This window comes from Thioclava kandeliae (assembly GCF_040297545.1).
GTDB classification, from domain to species: Bacteria; Pseudomonadota; Alphaproteobacteria; order Rhodobacterales; family Rhodobacteraceae; genus Thioclava; species Thioclava kandeliae.
The window spans coordinates 1-21,665 of sequence record NZ_JAYWLC010000031.1 but is presented as its reverse complement, the minus strand read 5'-3'; the positions used below and the strand labels follow the sequence as shown (position 1 = coordinate 21,665).

The window sequence follows — 21,665 nt, the reverse complement described above, 5'->3', positions numbered from 1 at the left end:
CAAGGCGGAGCGTGATCTATGTCTGTCCGGTCTGTGATCGCGGGCGCCGTCCTCCTGCTGATGATGGTGGCGAGCTTCGGGGCAGGGTGGATGACGCAGGGATGGCGGATGACTGCGCAGTTAGAAGCAAAGCAGGCGACATGGGACGCGGAGAAAGCTGAAGCACTACTGGCAGAGCGTGAGCGCACAGCCCAAGCAATTCAGAAGGTCAATGCCGCCAACGCGGCGCTGGCCGAGGCAGAACGTGCCCTGACCATTGCGCAGGGTGAACGCGACACAGCCCGAAGGAGGCTTATTGATGAAATCGAAGCTGACCCTGATCTTGGCGGCCCCGGCATTCCTGCTGACCGCCTGCAGTCAATCCGCGAGCACTGGGCTGGTGGTCGCCGATGAAGCGCCGCGCCCGCAGGTGGTCCTGCCCGCGGCCGCCCGCATCCCATGTGCCTCTCCTGCGTCCCTGCTAGAGACTGGCGGGACGCTGGCTGATGACGCGGTGAGTATTAGCCGCCTCGGCGATGAGCTGATTGCCTGCGATGGGCGGCGGCGGGTTGCGGTTGAGGCGTTTGATCTACATCTTTGAAAGAAGATAACGGCCCGAAGCCGCCGTCCATGTCAATTCTTTTTTCTGATCGGGGTTCTGCAGTGCAGCGGAGGGGGCTGCATGTCGATGACAGTCTGAATGGAAAAATGTCGAGATTGCTCTGTTTCTTCCTGAACGTGTAGTGCTAGCGTTCGGATGTAAACAAATTGACCTGGTATCGAGGAAGTTTCGTCAATTGAGTAGCGATTTGGATTTTGGTGGAGCGCGGGGCTCAAACACGGGTGATGTATATCATGAACTTTGGGCCGTTCGTTCGGCCCTGAAGCTGTTAGACAGCACGAGCAAGCTAGAAGCGGTAACTGTGGAGGGTGTTCCATCCGCTGACGGTTCCGGTCACCAGTGGGACGGCGTAGACTGCACGTTACTGTACGGTGGAACTAGCATTCAGACGGCAGACCGCGTCACGATTCAACAGTTGAAGTATTCAGCGAGCGAACCGACAACATCATGGTCGCCCTCGAGAGCATGTTATGGGCCTTCATCCATCGACCCCTCATCGTCGCTCATGCGAGGTTTGGGTAATGCCTTCCGTGAGACAGTTAAGCTTAGAGAAGGCAGGCCAATCAGTGAAATTTCAGTAGAACTGGTGACCAATCAGCCTGTTTCCGACCTCGTTGTAAGCGCGATCAACAGAGCAAAGAATGACGGTGTTCCAAAGTCTTTCAAGACCAAGTGGCAGAGCGGCGGTGATAAACTGCACCGGTTAGTTCAAGCCAGTGGGCTGTCTCCGAAGGAATTTCAAGATTTTTCTATGTGCTTGAAGTTCGTCAGCCAAACAAACTCTCGTTTCCTTTTGGAAGAGAAGATGTTGATGGAGGTTTCAGCTTGGACAGAGTCAGAGTTCGCTGAAGTGGCTCTAAGGCTGCGAAATTTTATTCGAAACAAAATGATGATGCCTGAAACGGCTGGAGAGATCATAAACAAAGAGTCGGTTCTATTGCAGTTCGGCGTTTCTGAGATACGAGCATTGTTCCCATGCCCAGCAAAGGTCAAGCCGGTCACTGATCTTGTGCCCCGTGAGATTACAAAAGAACTTTGCAACTGCATCCTCGACAGTGATCAACGAATTTTGTTGCATGGATCAGGAGGTGTTGGAAAGAGTACAATTATTCAGGAGTTTCAGGGCCTTCTGCCTGAGGGTTCCGAAGTTATCGTATTCGACTGTTACGGTGCAGGGTCATATATGGATGCAAGCGCGATGCGCCATAGACCGCGCGATGCATTCGTGCAGCTGGCGAATGAACTTGCCAATCGTCTCAATATTCCCGCCTTCCTTGAGCCAAGATCGGGTTTGGACTTTGCGCGCGCATTTCACCGGAGACTGCTCTTAGCCTCCGAAGCACTTTCCAAAGTCAGACCCGAGGCGAGGCTCGTGATAGTCGTAGACGCTGCCGATAACTCAGTTAGTGCAGCGAATGCCCGTGTACCGAAAGAGGAGAGTTTTGTAGCTGAACTGATCTCGTTTGAAGATTTACCGAAGAACGTTGCACTTGTCATAAGTGCTCGGACCGGACGGCGGGACGATTTGCAGCTACCGAGCTCTTTCAAACCTTTCGAGTTACCTCCCTTTAGTCGCCCAGAAACTGCTGAATTCGTTGCTCATTTCTGGGAGGCGCCAGAAGAGTGGGTAGACGATTTTCACCGCCTCACCAATGGCATACCTAGGGTTCAGAACTATGCCTTTGGAAAAACTTCTAGCAATCCGAGCGAGGCGTTGGATCCCCTTCGGCCAAATGGCAAAACCTTAGAAGTTATTTTCCACGAGCAATTCGACGAAGCTGTGAAGAAAGCTGGAGGGGCAACCAAAGTCGAAGAAGCCTGTGCAGCGTTGGCAGTTCTACCGAGACCAATTCCAGTTGGGGAAATCGCGCATGTATTAAATTTGTCCGGTGCACAAGTTTTGGACATTTGCTCCGACTTAGAACCTGGTATCAGGGTTTCAGAAAACACCATCAGTTTCGCGGACGAGGATTTTGAACATTTCGCAGTCGTAAAAGGCCAAAAGTCGATACTTGGCGTTCGCTCCAAAGTCGCCCAGCGGATGCTGGCTCACTACCGAAATTCTGAATACGCCGCATTGAACGTCGTTCCGCTACTGCTGAAAGCCGAAATGGGAGCGGAACTGCTGGAGTTGGTAGAGAGCGAACCTGAACCCTTAGCTAGCAACGTACGGGACCCCGTACTCAGGATGGAGATAAGAAATCAACGCCTGACCAATGCTATAAGTGTCTGTCGATCCGCTTGCAATTTGGGGCAAGCAGTTCGGTTTGTACTGATTGGGGCGGAAGCGCTTGAAACAGACGACGCCACACGAAAAATACTGACAGATTTTCCAAATCTTACAGCCCGCTTTACAGGACCGACTGGCAGTAGGTTGATTCTCGGCGATCCAGATCAAGTTGAACAGCATGGCCCGCTTCTGTTGAGCGTTCTTTCTATGGAAGCGGAACTCGGAAACTTGAGCCAGGCTCGCGAGGTTCGCAGGCGAATTTCAGCATGGTTCAAAGTGCGAGAAGACGCTTTACGAGAACATGAGGAACAGTTTGGTCATGCATCCGGGTGGAGTATTGGTCCGGAAGACATGGCGAATGCACTTGTTGCTAGGGCATTGGAAGAGGGCGCTCAGTCCGCAATCCAACTATTCCGCCACTGGCCCATTGGGTTCGCGACGAGCGTTTCTCGCATCGCGATCAGAAGGTTGGTGGCAGATCAGCGCTTCGAAGTCTTGCAAGACATAGGCAATAGGCTCAGCCCACTGTTGGCACCATTTATATTGGTTCCGCTTCGACTGGCCGGGCAACCGGTTAATCTGAAAAAACTAGCACAAGGACTTAGGTTGCTATCTCGAAGGTATCCTATCTCGGCTAAAACTCTAGATGATCTTGGCAACAGTAGCTCACTTAAACGAGCCATCTCAGAGGTGCTGCTTAACGGCGCTGAGGTGCTCGCGGCTCACAATACCGACCTAGAACTGGTCAAGGCGATCACAACTCCTCTCTCGATTGCCTCGGCAAGACGCATCGATAAGCTATATGACCACCAAACGAGGTTACTGGACGGCATACTGCGATCGTATTGCCTTCAGGAACTGTTGGTCTCAGGCAGTATCGACCATAAGAACATGCTAGTTGAACCGCCTGAGGTCGCAACGGGTAGAGGTGCCAAAACAAAGCGGATCGAATCCGATAGCGAAAGACGCTTAAGAAGCGTTGTAGAGCATGTGGCACCCTTCTACTCAAGAAGAGCTGAATATCTAATTCACCGAGCGAGCGACATTTCATCGGAAGAGTGCTTGGCTGCGCTTTTGAAATCGTTTTCGCGGGACACTTGGAGGTTTGATCAAAACTATAGGACACTTAAACTAAGGTCAGTGATGGCGGAAGGTCTGGTCGTTTTGGTCGCAGCGAATATTCCGATCAAACCTCTTTCCAAGTTTAGCTTCGAAACCCTGAAGGGTTTTTGGCCACAAGGTGAAACCAGCGTCAGAAATTTGTTTTCTTCTTTGACAGCATTTGGTTCGCTGCACGACGAACTACTCGACCGCACTACGGATGCTGTCAACAGCCTCGCAAAGCAAAGAATGGGTGCGAGAGAAAAATCAGAAGCACTCGCAAATTTCGCCGAGTTGATTGCTCCCGTAAGTTCTGACGATGCCAATGTCATATTCCAGAAGGCAATTGCAGTCGCACACGAGTTGGACTCCGAGGCGATAGATCAGATTCGGTTCCTCCATACTCTTGTCCTTAACCAAGACGACTACCCCTCACTTGATAGGAAAAACTACGCTTCGATGGCCGCAGAGTTCTTCGTTGATGCAGGAATCCGGCTGGAAAACGTCGAACACTTTCCATGGAATGAAGCTATGGAAAGCATTGCGGCACTGCACTTTCCTACCGCTCTGGCATGTTCAGCAAGATGGGACGACAGCGGCTATGTGAGCTCGTACGAAACACTCGAGCCTGCCTTACACTTCGGAATAGATCGCGGCGTCTTGGATTCAGTTCAAGCCGCCGCCTTGTTGAAGCTGGTCGAGCGTCCTAGTGCACGTACTATCTCAGCGCTTCTCGACAAAGCAAACGGCCTACAAGCTTCCAATAGACGAAAGCTTGTCGAAGAGTTTGCCCGTGACTTGGCCATTGGAGCGATAGACGATTCCACCGAAACAGAGCTTCTGCTCCTGTCCCAAGAGGGAAGTGTCTGGCTTGAGCGCCTACGGCGCATAAACCACCTCAAAAGCAGCCTCGAGGGCCAACCAGAAGAAGCGGGCGTGAAGCGCCGAAAACAAGCGCGACAAGAGTCCGTGCTGGAGAAGAAAAGGTGGGACCAAGAAACACTGTCACAAGCCGAGGTTCTGCACTCCGTCGCAGAGGAATTGTTAAGAGAAACTCGGGCCAATGAAGAGTACATTTCTTTGTCGGGAGTGCTGCATCATGCTTCACAGCAGGTTCAGGTTGGGAATCGCACAAAATTCTTGAGCGCTTTGGTTGAAATTATTGTGGAGTATGATGAACAGCAGCTCGTCGACATTCTGTTTCGCTCCATCAAGGCTTGGCACTCGCAATTCTCGGTCGAGGCATGGTGCGAAACCAGGTTGCCGCAGTTCATCGGGGATGCGTTTCCCTATCTGGTGAGCCGCTATGCCGGCGACGCAGGAAGACTCGAGGAAGCACTAGTACTTGCCAAACTAAAAGCAAAAGCCGCTGAAGAGATCATCCTAGAAGGGCTTGAAAGGCACGGTCTTTCGTTGAGTACCCATCAGATTTTCGGGCTAGTGCAACGGTTGGCCAAATTCCTTGATGACAGTGAAAGCTCGTCCCTTCTCTCATGGTACTTAGATCGGTTGGTTGATCAGATTGCACCTCAAGACAAGGAGAAAATCGATCAACGAGCAGTTCCCGATTCCATAACAAATGCGATCGCACACTTCGTCGTTGCTTACCTGAGTGACGTCGACCTTCGTCTTAGATGGAAGGCCGCCCACGCAGGGCGTCGCCTCGCCCGACTTGGGCACGGTGAAGAACTGAAAGCGATTTTGGAACTGTACGAAAGAGCGGAAGACAACATTTTTCGGGCGGCCGAGAAGCCGTATTATTGGCTGGCCGCTCGTCTATGGATGATGATCATGTTTGATCGCATATGTCTGGAGACACCTTCGACCGTGGAGCATGGTGGCGAACATCTCTATCAAATTGCCTTGGACTCATCTTTTCCCCATATCCTTATCAGAGATTTTGCAGCGGACGCGTGTCGCAAGCTGCATGCAGCCGACGTGTTCCATTTCGACGATAGTCAACTGGCAGATTTGGCATCGGTCAATTCCGGTATTGCAACGACCGGCGCAGACACCGTGCCCACGGGTTCGTATGATTTCTTCAAGGTAGACCGAAACAAAGAGAGATTTCATTTCGATGCAATGGATACTCTTCGGTACTGGTACGCTCCTTGGTTGAGAGTATTTGAGGGAGCAACAACTGAAAACTTCCTGAACTCAGCTGAGAAATGGATCGTAGACGAATGGGGCGTGATAGATGAAAAACCCTACGGGTTCCGAGAGCCTCGCGAAAATAGGTTCAGCGAGCGAGAATATCATCTTAGCAGCACAAGCCACGGTTCTCTTCCTACACTAGAGCGATATCGATCCCACCTTGAGTGGAATGCAAAGTGGTGCGCAGCCGGCGAATTTCTTGCCCAGCGTCCTTTGAAGAAGTCTGAGTACAGCGATGCGGATGAATTCAGTGAGTTGCGCTATCAAATATCGCACGGCAAACTCACCAAACCTCCGTATTGGTTGGCCGATTTCGTAACGAGCCGTCCGCTTGAAATCCACCATTGGTCCAAAAGTTTCGCTGATGCCGCCGAATGGGTCGAAGAAATCGATGAAGCTGAGTTTCTTCGCGAATTGTTCCCAGAGACGGAACCGGGTTGGATTGTCGTTGATCAATACACTGACACTCGATCAGAGCGCTGGGAACTGAACGCAAAAATCAGTACTGGACTGGTCTCACCACGCACCGCGGTATCACTGGTGCGAGCCCTGCAAACCTGCCCAAATGACTTCGACTTCTATATATGCCCTGAAGGCCATGATCTCGAAATTGACGAGGAAAACTTCAAACTTAAAGGATGGATTCATCTAAATGACGGTGATCGTAGGTTTGATGATAAGGATCCCTTACAGCTTGGAGTTGGGCGGCCTAGCCATCTACCCGGCTTGAGCGCGATAAAATATTTTGGGCTTCAAGAAGTTCTTGAAGATGGCCTCAAATGGATCCATCCGTCTTCCGGTGGTACGATTTTTCGGTTGGAAATGTGGGGCGACAAAGGTGCTGATGAGCGAAATCGCTACTTGGGAGACAGTGTCGTTAGTTCCGGTCATCGGCTACTCATGTCGAAGACCGCTTTGGGGAAATTCTTAGACGATCAGAAGTTGGAACTCATTGCAGACATAGGAATAACTAAACGTGACAAAAGCCAAAGCAAACAAATCGGTATTGAGGAAACAAAGGGGGCGGCAACCTACAACAGATTACTTCTGCTCGAGCGATCCGGACAACTTAAGGGAGCCGAACAAAGTTTTGGCTCTTGGCGAAAAAATCGTAAAGGAGCTGGAACTGACTGATGGGGTCGATACCCTAGGAAAATGGATGGCACATCATCTTGCGTCTCTCATCGAAGACGCCGAAGGCTCGGATGGCGCGCAAACCGCAGCCAGACAAGAAGCAGTTGATTTGATATTCAGGCTCTGGGAGCATCGAGCTTCGATGCCGGGTGCGGCCGACCCAATGTCAGCTTTGAACAGAGCAATTGGCGTTCTTGACCGCATCGGCCCTAACTCCTCCCCATTTTATCCGCACAGTAAAGATATGCTTGAACGCGACCTAGCTTCGTTGTTCGACAGTTTACGCGAATTAGTGGCTCATGGGGTGATACTGGTTGCAGGTCAAAAAGAGATTCCTGAATATACAGCTGAAACTTTCGAACATCTCGCTGAAGAGGAACAGCAATTCATAATAGCGTTGGGTGGTTGGCTGAGTTTTCTGGAGCAGCAAAAACCAACGACTCCTGTCATCAATGTTGTCTTTAATGACGACGAGCAAGAAAAGAAGAAAGCTGAAAAAGAAGTGAATCTGGAAGGCTTAGAGCCTGAAGAGCGCTCTCGGGTTTTATTGTCTCAATCAATTGACGAACAGATCGAAAACTTGCGGAAGTTTAAGGCCCATTTACTCGGCAAAGTTGCCTCCGACGATTCATCTACGGTTTAAAAATAAGTCTGTAGCAACTAGTCATTTGCTGAAAATTCGCTTTCGCAGCGAACGACCGCTTCCCGCCCTTTTGGACTTCATATTGCCTCCGGCCACGGGATTCGATCCCTCTGGCAGACGGCTAGTTCTGATGGGGGAGATCTACTTCCATCCTTGATGCTGCTTCATCGTACGCGATGCTAAGAGTTTTTAGGAGAGAGGAAGAAAAGTCGCAGCCATCTGCGTCCGAAATGAAGCCAGTTTCAATTGTCTGAAAACAGTACCGACGCGCGCGATTGAGCTGATCCGACAGCGCTGCCGCACTCGTTTTGAGGTTTGCTTCATTGAGCTGAAAACTGATTGCCTCGACCGTTCTCTCGCCTGCTTGTTTAGCGTTTCCAAGTGAACGTATCAATGCGTCGTGACGGATCAGGAACGCCTCTGAGCATATTGCAATTCTCTCTTTGGATCGATCATTTCTCTGCCAGATTGGAGCGCAATCATTCATCATATTCGCAGTAACGGCAGGGCTCTTACTTACTTGCACTAGAGGCATACTGGTCACGGCCGATGCTAAGAACAATACTGCGGCAAAACCAATGACTAATGGACGACGATTATTTGGAACCGCAGGAACCTTAAAGCCAGAAAACTCCAACCCCGCAAGTACTGGGGAAAGAAAAATTGCCAACGAAACAAGAAGCAACGTATGACCGATCACCTCAAGCCCGATCAACTCGAGTAGTGAAACTCTGTCGTTAAAAAAAGCAAGCAATCAAGCAACCCAGGAAGTTTTTCAGAAAGCAGGGAAACGATAGGTCGAACGTCGTCCATAATTCAACCCCCGCACTTGCTGCAGTGTCCTGCGTCACCAAGGTGTCAAACTGATTGGCCGCTTTTTGCGCAGGGTCGCCTTCAGTGCATGAGGCAGCGAAAGTCCGCTCTCCGCCCAGATGGTCTGTGACGATGGTATACGTGCTTCCCACGGGAGTGCTAAGCCTCTCGCGCTCAGTCATGCACTACCTGCTTGGTGGTATTATCTGTTAGCGACGACGGGGAGCCGATTGGCTCCCCGTTTTTCCACTTTTCCTCTTTCGGTGCGGTTATTAGCTATCTGAAACCTGCCAACCCTGAACGAAACAAGGTGTAAAGCAAGAACGCGAGGCGAACAAAGCCGCACGCGCTGCCCTCCGAAGGCAGAGGCCTATCCCTGTTTATTCGGCCTGATTGGCACCACCTTTGCCGTCTGCGCCGTGACTAAGTCCGCCCATTTCTGCATGAATGGGGCGCGAGGAGCCGCGAAGCCGGTTCATAGCGGAAGTTCGCTACATCTGCGAGCGCTACTTGAACATTCTACGAGAGCGGACTTTCGGCGGCGCCTATTCTATTGATCTGCGTCTGTCCCAGCCTGCGCCTCGTCCCTAAAGCCTTCGTCAGGATGGACGATAATGGTTTCGGGAGATCCCATTTGAAGGTAACTAATCGCAGTAGAGTTCGCCATCGCGGAGCGCAGCTCGTGCCACGCCCGCTTCTCATCAACACCACGATTGGACAATTCTGTGATGACCGTTTCAAAGGGCCAATCATCGCCACTATTGACAGCTATGTTACCTGCCAGATGAACAGCCCTATGTGTTTCGTGGTCGATCAGACCTTTGTTTTCCAACCGTTGGCAAAAATCAGTCAGCAATTGCATCCGGATCATGCCGCCCATGATTTCCATCCAAGTCAAAGACTGATTGAATATTTTGTGGGATTCCGGAACAAATTCAGCAACGTGCAGGAGTAACCTAGCAATGAAGAACGATGCATCCCGTGCGTCGATGGGGAAAACAGAGCCCAGAACCGTACGCGCACCAATCGCGAGGAACCCATTGGCCGTCGTGGCATGGTTTCGGTCGGCTGCATGCGTGTTGCACGCACTGAGAACTACAATCGGTGGGACCCGCAACCGTTTGCGTTGCAACTGCCAAATATCAATACTTTCTTCTAAAAGTTGAAGCATGCCAGGCTTGTCTTTCGCATGCCCGCCGTGCCCGTCAAAGATGACCAAAGAGCCATTGTAGGAATTTAGTGCAGCAATTAGGTCTTCCTCGTTCCGGATACGCTCTGTCCGGATACGAATTTTACGTTTGAAATGATGCTTGAAGCGAGCAAGTGCTATATCGAAAAACTTGCTTATGGGGTCTTCATCGTGAAGCGCGCTCAATATCAATATTTCTTCAAAATCCGATGTCGTCAAGTGCAGATACTTTTTCGGCAAGACTTGCCTTATGAAAAAGTTTCCAGGTGTGACGGGTACTCTTGTGACGTCTTTCTGGACGCAGAGTGGAAGCCCGCGAACTTTCATCCATTCGAGATGGGAATCTGCAATCAGGCGGATTCCATCTTCGGCCTCCTCAATAAATTCGAGAAATTCTTTTGGTACAGACGCCGTGATAGCGCTCTGAACCTTTCTGAACTCGTTCCATCTCTTCCGGTCTGTGTAGTGCTTCGCGTGGTAATGCTGAGTAAACTGTCGAACCTGACCGGATGTCCGGTTAACTGCATTTGGCAACCTTATGAACGCTGATACTTCCGAGGCGGCCAGCGTTCCTACGCATGCTGTCGCAAGGTTCAGCTCAGCAGCCCGTTCCAGCATGATAGGATGCAGCCTTAGTTCCTCGCCTTCGCTTGCACCCAAGAGCGCCTTCACCTGTGCGTGATTGGTGACAGTAAAACCGTATCCATCCTGGCGTTGAAGTACACGCCGCACTGCGAGAAAGCGTTTTTGTTCTTCTGAGGAGAATTGTCCTTTGACTAGGTTGGTCTCCCGAAAGTGCGGATAGATAGCAGGGGCAAACAGGCTAACGCTCGGTGGTCGCCGGAAATATCGGTTGGCTTCACGTTCGCCGATCCGTTTCCTTTCCATCAGAATTGAGCGTGTAGTTTGAGCGATTATTTGAACGTAGGGAGCGATTCCGTCACTAAGTTCGGTAAAGCTACCGCTGGTCGTGTCGCGAAAGCCCGCGGCGTGAAGGGCATACAGATTAGGTGCTACGACGTTATGGTTGCCGACCTTATATTCAAGATCGCGTTCTTCCGGTTCGCGCCAACTTTCAAGATGCTTGCGAGCCATTTGTAGAGCATCTGGTTTAATCCGCCCTTCTAGGGTATCACAAATATTTAGGAATGCGTTCTTCAGCATTTCCAAGCTGAACTCTTTGTATGTAAAAGTACCCCCTTTTTCGGCAACGACCGTAAGAGGGAACGAGTGAGCTTCTATCCAATCGCGATATGTCTCGAAGTTATGATTACTCCCCAAAAATAGTACCGTGAATGGACTGAACGGAGGAATAATCATACTCTTTAATGCTCGCGGCGACTGGCCGTGCCATATCACCGGAGCTTGGCCAGACATTCTTCGCGGAAGCAGGATTTCTTGCCCTTCCGGTGTTAATTCCCAAATGTCGCTCGGCAAAGTGTTGATGCGCCCGATAATGCGGGCATTGTTCATCAAACTGCGGGCGAAACCTTGTAAAGGGCTGGCCGAATATGGATCGCTATCCTCAACCGGTATGATGTAAGTAATATCCGTAAGAAGATCGTAGAGATCGTTCTCGCTGTCGGTTGTCTGTCTCGGAATTGTCTTCATCATTTTGAAAACTTAGCGGAGTGCCGCGGCAGGTTGAAGTGTGAATTTCTGCTCTCATATGCGCGATGAATAGCCTGTTAAGTGAAGCTGCGCTGCGGCACGACCTGATAGAGTGACTTACCGCTTTGGGACGATAGCGATTGCGCTATTTGAAACCTCTCCCAGCAACAAATGTTGCCGCTCGCAGTTGCAGAGGGATGCTTGTATGAAACCGTGCTATTCACCAAATTCTGGCAGACTATTCATCACACATTTTACGGTATGTTCTTTATGTGTTTTTCGGAAATCTCATACGACTATCGAATAAAATAAATTTTTTGATAATGGATTCAAAATTCTATGGGTAATCCCCCCCCCCCCATAAAACTGGGAGATTACCCATTCCGGCATTTTTCCTTTCAAGAAATAACTTAATTTAAGATCTTTTTCTCTAGCCAATTTGCAGCTTTATCGTTTGCAACCCAAACGCTAGATACGTTGTCTTTTTTACTGTATGCCACCGCTTCTTTCCCTAAAAGCTCAAGTGTTTTTTTCAGATTTTCCGGTGTTACATACTCGCCCTTTGGGTTCAGTCTCCAATTACTGAAATAGGGTCTGTCATTGTGCTCAAACACTGGCATTAGTCTGATAATTTCGCTGGTGCTTGGCACGTTCTTTCTATGAGCAGTTTTCGGAATAAGCTTATTAATTTCATGAAAAAACTGCTTTGGATCAAATTCAGATCCCGACCTTTGATCAGAACTTAGCACCTCAAGTATGTCTTTATACTTTTCCCCAAAATATGGGTTAAGTATGAACCCTGCTTTTACTTCAAAAATAAAAAACTTTGGACAAGTTCCGCGAGAAGTTAAGGAAAACGTGAACGGTGTACTTCTGAGCGAAAACAGGCATTCAAACGAAGCGCTTCCAGTCTTTATCGGAAACCTTTGAATGTCCAAATTTAAATCTTTCATACTCCTATAAAGAATTTCAAGGCCGTCCATTTTCATAATCAATTCTCCTTAAGTCTTAAAAAGAGGTAGCTCTGTTCTTTTTTGCGCGCCGCAATGTTGCCAATTTGTTTTTGTTCTGTCCAGTATGTGGCTCAGCAAATTACGTTTGGTTATTAAGGGGTTACATTTGGATTCAAAATCCGCTTCCGAGAGGAGTGCCGGTTCAAGTCCGGCCGCCCGTACCAATCTGAAATTCAATGAAAAACAGGTTGGTTTGCAATAGGGTCGAGCGCCTCGCTCCCCACCGTTCCCAATCCGGTTCCCACTTTCATGTTCTGTCCCTGTTCTGTTCCGCAAGCTTGTGGGCCGCTTTCGACAGGCGTTTCCGGCTGGCTTTCTTACGGTAATAGGCCACCATCTGGGGCGACTGGTTGGTAATGGCCTGGATCTGCGCATCGGTGCAGCCTGCTTCGGCCAGCCGGACGATCGACAGCTTGCGCAGCCCGTGCAGGGTGAAGGGTTTCGCCTCGTCCCCGAGCGTCGCGCGCCAGGCGCTGAAGGCTTTCTCGGCCGCGCTGTAGCTGATCGCCTGGCTCATGTTCTTCGGGACCAGATGGTGCCCTCGAATCGGCAAGGTCTCGACATAGCGGCGCAGCCCGTCAGGGCAGTAGACCTGATAGGCCTCGTCGCCTTTCTCGTCGGTCACCGTCATGATGTCCCCCTCGAACTGGTCGCGGCGCATCGCGATGGCGGCGCTCGGCCTTTGCCCCGTGCCGAGGATCAGTTCGATGATCGTGCGGACATTCTCCGGCGCAGTTCTGGCCTTCTCGACCATCCATTCCGGCCATGGTTCGAACTCGCGCTGCTTGCCGAAGAGGTCGATGCCCTCGGCCGGATTTCTGACATTCCAGTCAAGCTGCTTCGCGGCGAAGTTGAACAGGATCCGCACGATCTGGACGAACCAGTCGGCCTGCCGCGGCGTGTCCTTCAGCTTCTGCTGCATCGCCCGCACGGTGGCGCGGTCCATGTCCCGCACATCCTTGTCGGCATTCTTGGCGAGGATCTTCTCGAGCCAGATATTGTAGGATTGCTTCGTGCGCGGGGCGAGCTTGCGGAATTTCGGGCTCGACCTGTATTCGGTGATCAGGACCCGCCAGCTCGTCTTGACGAGCTGGCGTCTGACCTTCGGAGACTTGCCCGACCGGATGGACCAGTATTCGACCATGAATTCCGGCGTATTGGGATCGGCTGTGATCTCGATATAGCGTTCGCGGCGCTTGCCGCCCTCGAGCCAGGTGGTGCGGTAGAACAGCCGCTCCTTACCCCTGATTGTCTTTGCGGTGAGATATGGCAGGTCGGGCTTCTTCATAAGTCGAATTCGTCTTTCGGCTTGGTATTGTCGCCGCGCAGGACGGCGGCCAGTGACTCGCGATCCCAGCGGCCGAGCGGTCCGGGGGCGGGCAGCGCGCCGCGCGCGACGAGCGCATTGAATTCGGAGGTCTTCATGTCGCAGAAGCGGGCGGCGGTGGCATCGCGCATGAAGGCCGGAAAATCGGGTTTGCCCATCTATTCCTCTCCCCAGTAGCGCATGTCTTCGAGCGCGCAGGCCTCGGGGCCCTCCTGTCGGGCAAGCGGATCGCTGAAATAGCCCGGAGCGGCTTCCTCGCAGTAAGCGGCCACCGTGCTGCCATCCTCGAATGTCTCGAACCCTGCAAGCTTGATCGCAGCGATCGTGAACCGGCGCGTGAACTCTTCGAGGCTGAGGTCTTCCGAATGTTCGGTCATGCGTCAATTCCACTGATGGGGTCGATCGTAAGGACGGCGGTGAGCGCAGAGCAAGCGCTGGATGCAAAGGTCATGGTGTCTTCTCGCAAGATATACGGCTCGGGGCAGAGGTGGGTGCTGAAAGATCAGAATGAGGGCGTTTTCTCTGGCGCGCAGAGGCTCAGGGCCGCGCGAGCCGCGGGGCTGTGGCCGGCGCAGATGTTTCCGGCGCATACTCCCACATGCGGGCAGAGCTCCTCCATCGTCAGGCCGTGCTCGCGGGCGGTCGCGCGCAAGGCGCCGATCCTGTCCTGATCGGAGGGGCAGCCCATGACGTAGACGCTCCGGTTGCGGTTGATGTACTCGTGATAGGCATCGGCTGCCGCCGCGAGGTTGCGTCTGGTGGATGCGGTCATTGCATTTCCTTCCTGATGGTGTTCGGCGGACGCGGCAGGCCTCCGAACCGGTTGCCGCGTCCACCTGTCCGGCGCGCGTGGGACACGCCGAATTCCTGAGCTTGGGGCAGGGCCCGATAGGCGCTGGCCGAAACGCGGGATCTTGGGGCGGCGCTGGTGGGTATTAAGCGCCGCCCCGTATCTGGCCCCGGGAGGAAAGGGGGGGGCGGATGCCGTCAGTCCATCCCGAGCACTTGCTTGTAGATGTCCATGATCGCCTCTTCCTCGGCGATGTCGTTCCTGTCGCGCTTGCGCAGAGCGATGATCTTCTTGAGGATCTTGGTGTCGTAGCCGCGGGCTTTGGCCTCGGCCATCACGTCCTTCTGCTGCTCGGCGATATCCTTCTTCTCGGCCTCGAGGCTCTCGAACTGCTCGATGAACTGGCGCAGCTCGTCGCCGGTCACCTGATAGGCTTTGTCCTCGGCCACCTTGAAATCCGCGTCGGGTTTCGTCGGCGGCTTGCCGGCGTTGGCGCGGCTGATGTTATGGGCCGTGCGGGCGAGGAGCTCGGGTGTCTCCGTGTCTTGGGGGATGGGCGTCATGGCGTTCACGATGGGCTCCTCGAGAAAAGTCCGGGCGGCGGCGAGCAGCGCACCGCCCGGCAGTTGGGTTGCGAGCAGTGGACAGGCAACCGATCTCAGAAAGCGGGGTTCTCGGCCTGCCATCGGGCGCAGGTCATCTGCGCGATGGGGTCGAGGTAGATTAGCAGCAGGAGGAGAGCCGCGCAGACGCAGACGATGGCCGCGAGGGGCTTCCGTGAGTTGGTGGTCTGGTAAAACGTCTGCATAGCGCGGCTCCATCCTGAGGGGCGGCAGGCTCTTGTGTCGCTGCCGGTAAATAGATAGTTCGCACACAGAGAACACAACGGTCAACAATAAAGTTCGCCATAAGAGAACAAGTTGATTCGTATGGGATGACGTACCGCGTCTAAGCAGAAAGGCCCGCTATCAGCGGGCCTTTCTGCGGGATGGGCGGATCTCTTGAAAATATTATTGAATGGGGGTGTTTTAGTGGAGGTCTTGCGGCATCCGGTAGTCTGGATGGATTTGTGATTACTGCTTATTGACTAGATCTTTTGGAATATGGAAGCGAACTGGTGCTGCCCATTTCAAATGAACATTGTGAAGGTTCCGGCCCGTTGGGTTTAGGGATAGGAGGCTGAATGTGCCGGCTTCGGTCCCTTCCTTCATATATTTAAGCCAAATCATGCCATCGGAAGTCTCCGCAATTACTTTGCGGCCGATGGCCTCTGTCGGTACGCCATCGTGGGTGTCCCTAGAGAATAGCACGATATCGCCTGAGGAATATGCTGGCTCCATAGAGTCGCCTCTGATCTCAACGGCGACTATGCCTTTTGGCGAAATTTGTGGTGGGCATTGGATTTTATACATCCCGTTGCCCTTGGTGTAGTCATCTACTAGCGAGACTTCGTCGCCCGCACCGGCGTATCCAGGCACCGCGATCGGTGGACGGGTGGTGGCTATTTCGGATATATCCGCGTCCAAAGCCTCTAGTATTCGTACGAGTACATCAAAGGAGGGCTTCTTCTTGCCGTTCACTATCTCCGATAGATAGCCTTTTCCGACATCTATCGCGTCGGCGAGCTGTTGTTGGCTCATGTTGCGCTTTTCAAGCGCTGATTTGATGTCGATTTTCATGCATTGATTGTCATCTATGCGGTTTGAAAAATCGATAATCCGTGAGCGAACTGTTCGCTGGCAGAAAACTTCACGTTGACTTGACAGTGTTCTCTGTGGGAGAACGTTGTTTATGATGACGCTCAAAGAATATCTCTCTCTACATCAGATTTCCCAAACAGACTTTTCAGGGAGTCTGGGGGTATCCAAAGGGTACCTGAGTGATCTTCTGCGCGGTCGAAAACTTCCCTCTTTGACCATTGCTGTGAAGATACAAGACCTCACTAAAGGTGCAGTTATGGCGGGCTCTTGGGTCTCTCCAAAAAACGGGGAGGCTGCATGATGCGAGCCTCCCCGCTGAAATCTGATTTTTCCAATCCATGCTCTCTTTGTGACGCGGGTCGCGTCCAGATCCTAGCGAACAGTTTTTCCGGAGGTTCACATGCGCCCTGTTGAGGCCGGTTCGATCCAAGATGTGGTGTCGGACGTTTATGACGTGTTTGGCGGGGTGCGGAAGGCCTCTGCCGCGACGGGGCTCGCCCCTTCGGTTCTGAGCTATGGCACCGAGATGCGCGAGGATCGCCCGGGCGGGTTGGGGGTGAACTACCTCGACCGCATGGCTCGGATGGACCCCGCGGCGGCGGCCATTCTGGCAAGCCATTTCGCGGCGCTTGCGGGCGGCGTGTTCCAACCGATCGAGGTAGCTGTGGTGGAGGAGCTCACGAGCGCCTGTGCCGATGCCATCAAGGAAAATGGCGAGGCGATTTTCTTTGCCTTGCAGGCCGCGCGGTCCGGCCGGTGGGAAGACGCACAAATAGCGCTGCCGGAAGTCGATGAATCGATCACCGAGATGACCGGGCTTCGCGCGATCCTGATGCAGACGATCCAGACGAAGGGGGGCAGGTGATGGGCGCCCCGTTTGATGAATGGGCCGCACTGTCGCACTCGGCCAAACCGCAGGACTGGTCCGGCCCGATCGTCTTCGGGATCGGGCCTTCGGATGTTGTCGGGCGCTCGGGGGGCAAGCCTGTCTATGTAACCTCGACCGTCCGCCTCGATCTTTGCCAGGTCACCGAAGCCGACGCGCTCTCGGCGGCGCGGGCCTGTGCCGAGCTGTCGCGCATGGGCATTTGGGCGGTCTCGCCCGTGATCCTCGGGGCGGCGATGCTCGAGGTCGATATGCATCTCAAAATCAACGAGCCGGTCGGTTGGGCCAAACAGGTCGCAGGCATCCGCAATGCGGCCGGTGCGCTCTGGGTGCCCGCCTGCCGGGGCTGGGCAAGCTGCTCGCAAATCTGGGCCGATGTGCAATGGGCCGCCTCGCATGGGGTGCCCGTCATGGTCGAAGCGAAAGGGGTAATGTGATGGGTGCGGAACGCAGCTTTACGGTGGTGGGAGACAACAGCATGCCCTCCTATCCGATCTCCGCCGAAGAGCGGCTCGATAGCCATTTCTTCATCCAGTGGAACCTCAAGCGCTGGCGCAAGAGCGAGTTCCGCCAACTGGCCGAGCCCGATGTCGGTTGGTATGGCTTCCAGCTTTTCTGCGAGGCGCATGACGAGACGCCGGTTGGCACCTTGCCGACGAATGAGCGGCTGCTCGCCAAGGCGCTGGGGATCACGCTCGAGCGCTGGCAGCAGCTTTGCGAACGCGACATCACCCCGCTTCACGGCTGGTACAAGGTGCGCTGTGACAATGGCGAGGTGCGCTATGCCCATAATGTGGTGACCGAGGTGGCCGAGGAGGCGCTGAAGTCGAAGCGCCGAAATGCCGCCGATGCCGAGAACCGCAAGGTGGCCAAGCAGCTCAAGGATCTCGAGGCGATGATCAAGGAGCGGATCGGGGCAGGGCAGCTGATGAACAACCCGATGTTCCTCGACCGGTTTAACGCATTTCTGGAGGAGCATTACCCCGGCAAGCAGCGGCGCGAGGCGCTGGTGCGGCAGGCGTTGAACGAGTTCATGGAGGCCCAAGGGTGATGCGGGGCTTCTGTGTAATCAGTGATATTCTGTTACGGTTACAGATTATTCCGGAACGGTTACGGAAAATCACGGATCAAAACGGAAATGACACGGAATTTTCTGTGAATATCCGGCTGTCTTCCCTTTTTTTGCGCGGTTTCTGTAACTGCCGAAAGGAGAAGAAAAGAGATGAAAAGAAAAGAGAAATACCGGATCGCACCGCCCTGAGCGTCCCGCTCGCGGCGGGCTTTCGGCCATTGCTGAGAAAGGAGCGGTGACATGGACAGTGTGGAACAGGCGACCGGCGAGAAGCGTGTGCGGGCGGTGCTCTTCGAGCCGCTCATGCGGTTGGGGCTCGGGCGGCCTTCGACCGTGACCAAGGCGGGCTTCGAAGAGATGATCGGAGAGGTGAGCGGCAAGCTTGCCTATATGTCCGAGATCAATCTCGACGCGCTCAAGGAAGAGATCGTCGCGCATCCGGGCGGGGCGCGCGGTGACCGGATCTGGGCAGGCGCGCAGATCCTGAAGAAGGCCGCCGAGATCGATCCGCCCGAAGAGACCGGGAGCCCGCTGATGCGCGCGGTCTTTGCCAGCGGCATGGGGCGCGAGGCTTTACGTGATGGCTGGGCCCCCGAGCTGCGCCGCGCGGTCAAGGATACCCGCCGCTGGCCAAACGCGTTCGCCGCCAGCCAGCTGCGCGAGAAGGCGCGGGAGAACCTGCGTCGCCTGATGCTGATCGAGGAGAACATGGCTGCCGGCCGGCAGGTTTCCGATGACGACATGGCCTTCCGCCACCGGCGGCAGGTGGCGATGAACCAATGCGAGAAGATCGCGAAGCTGGCAGGGGCAGAGCAATGATGATGACGGATGTGCGGCGGGACCGGATCGTAGCGGCGGGGCCTCGGGTGATGAGTGTGCGCTCGGCACTGGAATGGGCCTTCGGTCCGGAGAATGCGCGGATGGATTTCGACCATAGCGGGGCGCATGAGTTCGATCGCGTGGGCGTCTCGCCCGAATGGCGGATGATGCAACAGGCCAAGCTCGGCTGTCGCGTCGATGGTGGCGGCGCTGGCCCCGCGCCGCATGTGCATCCCGACGCGGCGATGATCGCGGCAGCGGTCGAGGCGCTGGAGCTGAACCCGATGTTCGGACGCGAGATGGCGGTGCTGGTGGCGACCCATGCGCGGGCAGGGACTGCGCCAGACTGGCGGGGATCTGCGCGCCGTCATGTGGTGCCGATGGGGTGGGAGTTCGATGACGACGGCGAGCAGATTGCTCAGGCCGTGGACGGAGAGCCGTGGGAGTATCTGTCAGCATGCCGTCACCGTCGCAAAGTCACGAGCCAGTTCTGTCCAATCAGAATTGTCGGGGGCGGCGCCGATGCGGCACGGCGCCGTCGCGCCTATCTCGACTGGTGCGGCGCGTTGCTAGAGGTGTCAATCCAGCTGCGCGTTCCGGGCTACCTCGATACGATCAGGGTCTCTGTTGGCCAGCCTCCGCTCTCTCCGTGGAGAAAAAGGTGTTGACTGCGGCAAAGCCATTTGACATTTTGAAGTTACCACACGAGCGCCCGAAGGTTGAAAGACCTTGCGGGCGTTTTCCATTTCCAGACATCGGTGGCGATATGCATAAGGTTGAACGCGTATGGTTCGACCCGTCGGAGGACGGGCGAGGGGTGCGGATGCGCCACTCTTTCAAGGCTTCGGCGGTCGCGCAGGTTGAGACCACGAAAGACTGGTGCTGCCGGATGATCGGACCGGAGGGACCGATAAGCTATCTTGTCCTGCGCTTCTTCGGCTTGATCGGCGGGTGCGCGGTTTTCACTGTCTCGCGTCTCCTGCCAGCTAATGCCGAGATCGAGGCCGATGAGGTGATCTTTCCGAATTCGCCTGAGTGGTTCCGAGATGCTTAACCCCATCCTCGACACCTCCGGCTTCACCACGGCGCTCGATACGCTGGCCAAGCGCGATGTGGTGATCGCTTCGACCTGGGCACTGAACGACACGGTGGAGGAGGCGCGAGCACAGGTGGCGGAGCGGATGAATGTGGTCTTCGACCGGCCCACGCGGTTCACGCAGAACGCGTTCCGGGTTCGCAAAGCCCGCAGGTCCGATCTGGAGGCTGCGGTCGAGGAGCGGGCCACGATTGGCCGGCGCCATTACCTGAAGGTGCAGGAAGAGGGCGGGCCGCGGGGCCAGACAGGCTTCGAGAAGCTGCTCGCGCAGAACCTCGCCTTCGAGGGGATCATCCAGTCGGTGATCCCTGCCGAGGGCGCGCGGCTCGATGCCTATGGCAACTGGTCGACGGGGGAGCGCAATCAGGTGCTCTCGGCGCTGAATGCCCAGCGGGACCGCGCGGCCAACGAGACCACGGCCTCGCGCAAACGCCGCCCCAAACGGGCGCGCTACTTCGTGCCCAAAGCGGGGCTCACGCAGGACATCTATAAGCGCGGGCCGTCGGGGATTGCCGAGCGGGTGGCGATCCTGTCGGACAAGGTGCCGGTCTATCACAAGCGCCTCGGGTTCTTCGCGGAAGCCGAACGGATCTACGAGACGCGACTGCCGGCGCATCTGGGCCGGACACTCGCCAAGATGATCGCCAAACGGTTCGGGTAAGGCCGATCGGGCCCTCCCAAGGCCGCCGCACGCCCGCGGGTCCTTCCGGGCCCTTTCCCGCATGCGGGTAATTCGCACCCCGTGACGTTCACCTGTTCTGGAGTTTCCCGCAGGTGGGGTTGGGGTTGTTGTTGTTATTCTTGAGGTTGGAGGGAGTGTCCGATGGACAACCTTGTCACGCTGGCGGACGGGAGCGTGCTCGATACCGCGCTCTACCCGCTGCCCGACGGGTTGGCGGATGGGGTGATGAACCGCGCGCAGCTCGCCATCGCCTTCAATGTCTCGGAGAACTCGGTCACCAAATGGGTGGGCCAAGGCATGCCGGTACTGACAGCGGGTCAGAACGGGGTGTCTTACGAGTTCCAGCTCTCGCATTGCTATGCCTGGCGCATGGCGCGGAACGAACAGAGCCGCGCGACCAAGGCCTCGCGCGAGGCGCACGCGATGCAGGCCTCTCTGGCCTTCCGCAACCTCGATGAGGAGCAGGAAGAGGAAGAGGGCGGGCTGACCGCCAAGCAGCTGCGCGAATGGTCCGAGGCCGAGTATCACCGCAACCGCGTGGCCGAACAGCGGGGCGAGCTGGTCCGGGCGGCCAGAGTGTCGGAGCTTCTGGAGGATCTGATCGGGGTGGTGGCCACGGCGCTCGGCACGATGCCCGACCATCTCGAGCGCGATCTCGGCCTCGGGGTCGAGGAGGTCGCGAAGGTTGAGGCGCGTTGCGACAAGGTGGTGATGAAGATGCGCGAGCGGATCGAGCGCTCGATCCTCGGTGCGGGCGTGGTGGAGGATCTGGCGGAGTTCCGTCAGGACGAGATGGGGCTTTAG

General features: G+C 54.8%; 22 protein-coding genes. 12 read left to right on the top strand and 10 right to left on the bottom strand.

The features are described 5' to 3' along the window. Positions 1–18: 18 nt before the first annotated feature. The 3 genes from VSX56_RS18930 to VSX56_RS18920 all read left to right on the top strand — a co-directional run bounded on the left by VSX56_RS18930 (position 19) and on the right by VSX56_RS18920 (position 7,863). Positions 19–393, top strand: coding sequence for a hypothetical protein (locus tag VSX56_RS18930; RefSeq protein WP_350939140.1), 375 nt, complete (start codon positions 19–21; stop codon positions 391–393). A 383-nt stretch (positions 394–776) separates the two neighbouring features. After that, a complete protein-coding gene (locus tag VSX56_RS18925; RefSeq protein ID WP_350939139.1) occupies positions 777–7,220 on the top strand; it encodes a hypothetical protein in 6,444 nt (2,147 codons plus the stop codon). Positions 7,221–7,245: 25 nt separating this feature from the next. Beyond that, positions 7,246–7,863 (top strand): hypothetical protein, encoded by a 618-nt coding sequence (locus VSX56_RS18920; protein ID WP_350939138.1) that lies wholly within the window; start codon positions 7,246–7,248, stop codon positions 7,861–7,863. 121 nt (positions 7,864–7,984) lie between these two features. Here the strand turns inward: VSX56_RS18920 and VSX56_RS18915 are convergent, their stop codons facing one another. The 10 genes from VSX56_RS18915 to VSX56_RS18870 all read right to left on the bottom strand — a co-directional run bounded on the left by VSX56_RS18915 (position 7,985) and on the right by VSX56_RS18870 (position 16,285). Beyond that, positions 7,985–8,617: a hypothetical protein gene (locus VSX56_RS18915; protein ID WP_350939137.1), complete on the bottom strand. Its 633-nt coding sequence runs from the start codon at positions 8,615–8,617 to the stop codon at positions 7,985–7,987. Between the two features lie 609 nt (positions 8,618–9,226). Then, complete coding sequence (locus tag VSX56_RS18910; RefSeq protein ID WP_350939136.1) at positions 9,227–11,479, bottom strand: CHAT domain-containing protein; 2,253 nt, start codon at positions 11,477–11,479, stop codon at positions 9,227–9,229. 407 nt (positions 11,480–11,886) lie between these two features. Then, positions 11,887–12,465 (bottom strand): DUF6037 family protein, encoded by a 579-nt coding sequence (locus VSX56_RS18905; RefSeq protein WP_350939135.1) that lies wholly within the window; start codon positions 12,463–12,465, stop codon positions 11,887–11,889. 271 nt (positions 12,466–12,736) lie between these two features. Continuing rightward, on the bottom strand, positions 12,737–13,777 hold the full coding sequence (locus tag VSX56_RS18900) for a tyrosine-type recombinase/integrase (protein WP_350939134.1): 1,041 nt from the start codon (positions 13,775–13,777) through the stop codon (positions 12,737–12,739). Further along, complete coding sequence (locus VSX56_RS18895; RefSeq protein WP_350939133.1) at positions 13,774–13,974, bottom strand: hypothetical protein; 201 nt, start codon at positions 13,972–13,974, stop codon at positions 13,774–13,776. The genes VSX56_RS18900 and VSX56_RS18895 overlap by 4 nt, the downstream gene beginning before the upstream one ends. Beyond that, the gene (locus VSX56_RS18890; protein ID WP_350939132.1) at positions 13,975–14,193 is read right to left on the bottom strand and encodes a hypothetical protein; all 219 of its coding nucleotides are present in this window, start codon (positions 14,191–14,193) and stop codon (positions 13,975–13,977) included. It lies immediately after the preceding gene. A gap of 125 nt (positions 14,194–14,318) precedes the next feature. After that, positions 14,319–14,588, bottom strand: a complete 270-nt coding sequence (locus tag VSX56_RS18885) for a hypothetical protein (RefSeq protein ID WP_350939131.1) — start codon at positions 14,586–14,588, stop codon at positions 14,319–14,321. A gap of 215 nt (positions 14,589–14,803) precedes the next feature. Then, positions 14,804–15,055: a DUF2312 domain-containing protein gene (locus VSX56_RS18880; RefSeq protein WP_350939141.1), complete on the bottom strand. Its 252-nt coding sequence runs from the start codon at positions 15,053–15,055 to the stop codon at positions 14,804–14,806. Positions 15,056–15,264: 209 nt separating this feature from the next. Further along, a complete protein-coding gene (locus tag VSX56_RS18875; RefSeq protein WP_350939130.1) occupies positions 15,265–15,414 on the bottom strand; it encodes a hypothetical protein in 150 nt (49 codons plus the stop codon). Positions 15,415–15,679: 265 nt separating this feature from the next. Next, positions 15,680–16,285, bottom strand: a complete 606-nt coding sequence (locus VSX56_RS18870) for a LexA family transcriptional regulator (RefSeq protein ID WP_339112878.1) — start codon at positions 16,283–16,285, stop codon at positions 15,680–15,682. Positions 16,286–16,397: 112 nt separating this feature from the next. Between VSX56_RS18870 and VSX56_RS18865 the strand changes: the two genes are divergently transcribed. From VSX56_RS18865 to VSX56_RS18825, 9 genes are all read left to right on the top strand, one after another. Further along, positions 16,398–16,607: a helix-turn-helix domain-containing protein gene (locus tag VSX56_RS18865; RefSeq protein ID WP_350939129.1), complete on the top strand. Its 210-nt coding sequence runs from the start codon at positions 16,398–16,400 to the stop codon at positions 16,605–16,607. Positions 16,608–16,706: 99 nt separating this feature from the next. Further along, on the top strand, positions 16,707–17,171 hold the full coding sequence (locus tag VSX56_RS18860; RefSeq protein ID WP_350939128.1) for a hypothetical protein: 465 nt from the start codon (positions 16,707–16,709) through the stop codon (positions 17,169–17,171). Continuing rightward, complete coding sequence (locus VSX56_RS18855; protein WP_350939127.1) at positions 17,171–17,629, top strand: DUF1937 family protein; 459 nt, start codon at positions 17,171–17,173, stop codon at positions 17,627–17,629. The genes VSX56_RS18860 and VSX56_RS18855 overlap by 1 nt, the downstream gene beginning before the upstream one ends. Then, complete coding sequence (locus VSX56_RS18850; RefSeq protein ID WP_339112875.1) at positions 17,629–18,243, top strand: hypothetical protein; 615 nt, start codon at positions 17,629–17,631, stop codon at positions 18,241–18,243. Before VSX56_RS18855 ends, VSX56_RS18850 begins: the two co-directional genes overlap by 1 nt. A 261-nt stretch (positions 18,244–18,504) precedes the next feature. After that, the gene (locus VSX56_RS18845) at positions 18,505–19,083 is read left to right on the top strand and encodes a hypothetical protein (RefSeq protein WP_350939126.1); all 579 of its coding nucleotides are present in this window, start codon (positions 18,505–18,507) and stop codon (positions 19,081–19,083) included. Further along, entirely contained in the window at positions 19,080–19,751 is a 672-nt protein-coding gene (locus VSX56_RS18840) for a hypothetical protein (RefSeq protein ID WP_350939125.1), read from the top strand. Before VSX56_RS18845 ends, VSX56_RS18840 begins: the two co-directional genes overlap by 4 nt. Positions 19,752–19,849: 98 nt before the next feature. After that, complete coding sequence (locus VSX56_RS18835) at positions 19,850–20,137, top strand: hypothetical protein (protein ID WP_350939124.1); 288 nt, start codon at positions 19,850–19,852, stop codon at positions 20,135–20,137. Then, on the top strand, positions 20,130–20,840 hold the full coding sequence (locus tag VSX56_RS18830; RefSeq protein ID WP_350939123.1) for a hypothetical protein: 711 nt from the start codon (positions 20,130–20,132) through the stop codon (positions 20,838–20,840). Before VSX56_RS18835 ends, VSX56_RS18830 begins: the two co-directional genes overlap by 8 nt. A 162-nt stretch (positions 20,841–21,002) precedes the next feature. Then, the gene (locus tag VSX56_RS18825; RefSeq protein WP_350939122.1) at positions 21,003–21,665 is read left to right on the top strand and encodes a DUF1441 family protein; all 663 of its coding nucleotides are present in this window, start codon (positions 21,003–21,005) and stop codon (positions 21,663–21,665) included.

Excerpts from the sequence above, each read along its gene's own strand:
- VSX56_RS18870 (WP_339112878.1), bottom strand. The coding sequence starts at position 16,285 with ATGAAAATCGACATCAAATCAGCGCTTGAAAAGCGCAACATGAGCCAA.
- VSX56_RS18850 (WP_339112875.1), top strand. The coding sequence starts at position 17,629 with ATGGGTGCGGAACGCAGCTTTACGGTGGTGGGAGACAACAGCATGCCC.
- VSX56_RS18885 (WP_350939131.1), bottom strand. The coding sequence starts at position 14,588 with ATGACCGCATCCACCAGACGCAACCTCGCGGCGGCAGCCGATGCCTAT.
- VSX56_RS18835 (WP_350939124.1), top strand. The coding sequence starts at position 19,850 with ATGCATAAGGTTGAACGCGTATGGTTCGACCCGTCGGAGGACGGGCGA.
- VSX56_RS18905 (WP_350939135.1), bottom strand. The coding sequence starts at position 12,465 with ATGAAAATGGACGGCCTTGAAATTCTTTATAGGAGTATGAAAGATTTA.
- VSX56_RS18830 (WP_350939123.1), top strand. The coding sequence starts at position 20,130 with ATGCTTAACCCCATCCTCGACACCTCCGGCTTCACCACGGCGCTCGAT.
- VSX56_RS18840 (WP_350939125.1), top strand. The coding sequence starts at position 19,080 with ATGATGATGACGGATGTGCGGCGGGACCGGATCGTAGCGGCGGGGCCT.
- VSX56_RS18900 (WP_350939134.1), bottom strand. The coding sequence starts at position 13,777 with ATGAAGAAGCCCGACCTGCCATATCTCACCGCAAAGACAATCAGGGGT.
- VSX56_RS18825 (WP_350939122.1), top strand. The coding sequence starts at position 21,003 with ATGGACAACCTTGTCACGCTGGCGGACGGGAGCGTGCTCGATACCGCG.
- VSX56_RS18855 (WP_350939127.1), top strand. The coding sequence starts at position 17,171 with ATGGGCGCCCCGTTTGATGAATGGGCCGCACTGTCGCACTCGGCCAAA.
- VSX56_RS18920 (WP_350939138.1), top strand. The coding sequence starts at position 7,246 with ATGGCACATCATCTTGCGTCTCTCATCGAAGACGCCGAAGGCTCGGAT.
- VSX56_RS18875 (WP_350939130.1), bottom strand. The coding sequence starts at position 15,414 with ATGCAGACGTTTTACCAGACCACCAACTCACGGAAGCCCCTCGCGGCC.
- VSX56_RS18895 (WP_350939133.1), bottom strand. The coding sequence starts at position 13,974 with ATGGGCAAACCCGATTTTCCGGCCTTCATGCGCGATGCCACCGCCGCC.
- VSX56_RS18910 (WP_350939136.1), bottom strand. The coding sequence starts at position 11,479 with ATGATGAAGACAATTCCGAGACAGACAACCGACAGCGAGAACGATCTC.
- VSX56_RS18930 (WP_350939140.1), top strand. The coding sequence starts at position 19 with ATGTCTGTCCGGTCTGTGATCGCGGGCGCCGTCCTCCTGCTGATGATG.
- VSX56_RS18860 (WP_350939128.1), top strand. The coding sequence starts at position 16,707 with ATGCGCCCTGTTGAGGCCGGTTCGATCCAAGATGTGGTGTCGGACGTT.
- VSX56_RS18865 (WP_350939129.1), top strand. The coding sequence starts at position 16,398 with ATGATGACGCTCAAAGAATATCTCTCTCTACATCAGATTTCCCAAACA.
- VSX56_RS18890 (WP_350939132.1), bottom strand. The coding sequence starts at position 14,193 with ATGACCGAACATTCGGAAGACCTCAGCCTCGAAGAGTTCACGCGCCGG.
- VSX56_RS18845 (WP_350939126.1), top strand. The coding sequence starts at position 18,505 with ATGGACAGTGTGGAACAGGCGACCGGCGAGAAGCGTGTGCGGGCGGTG.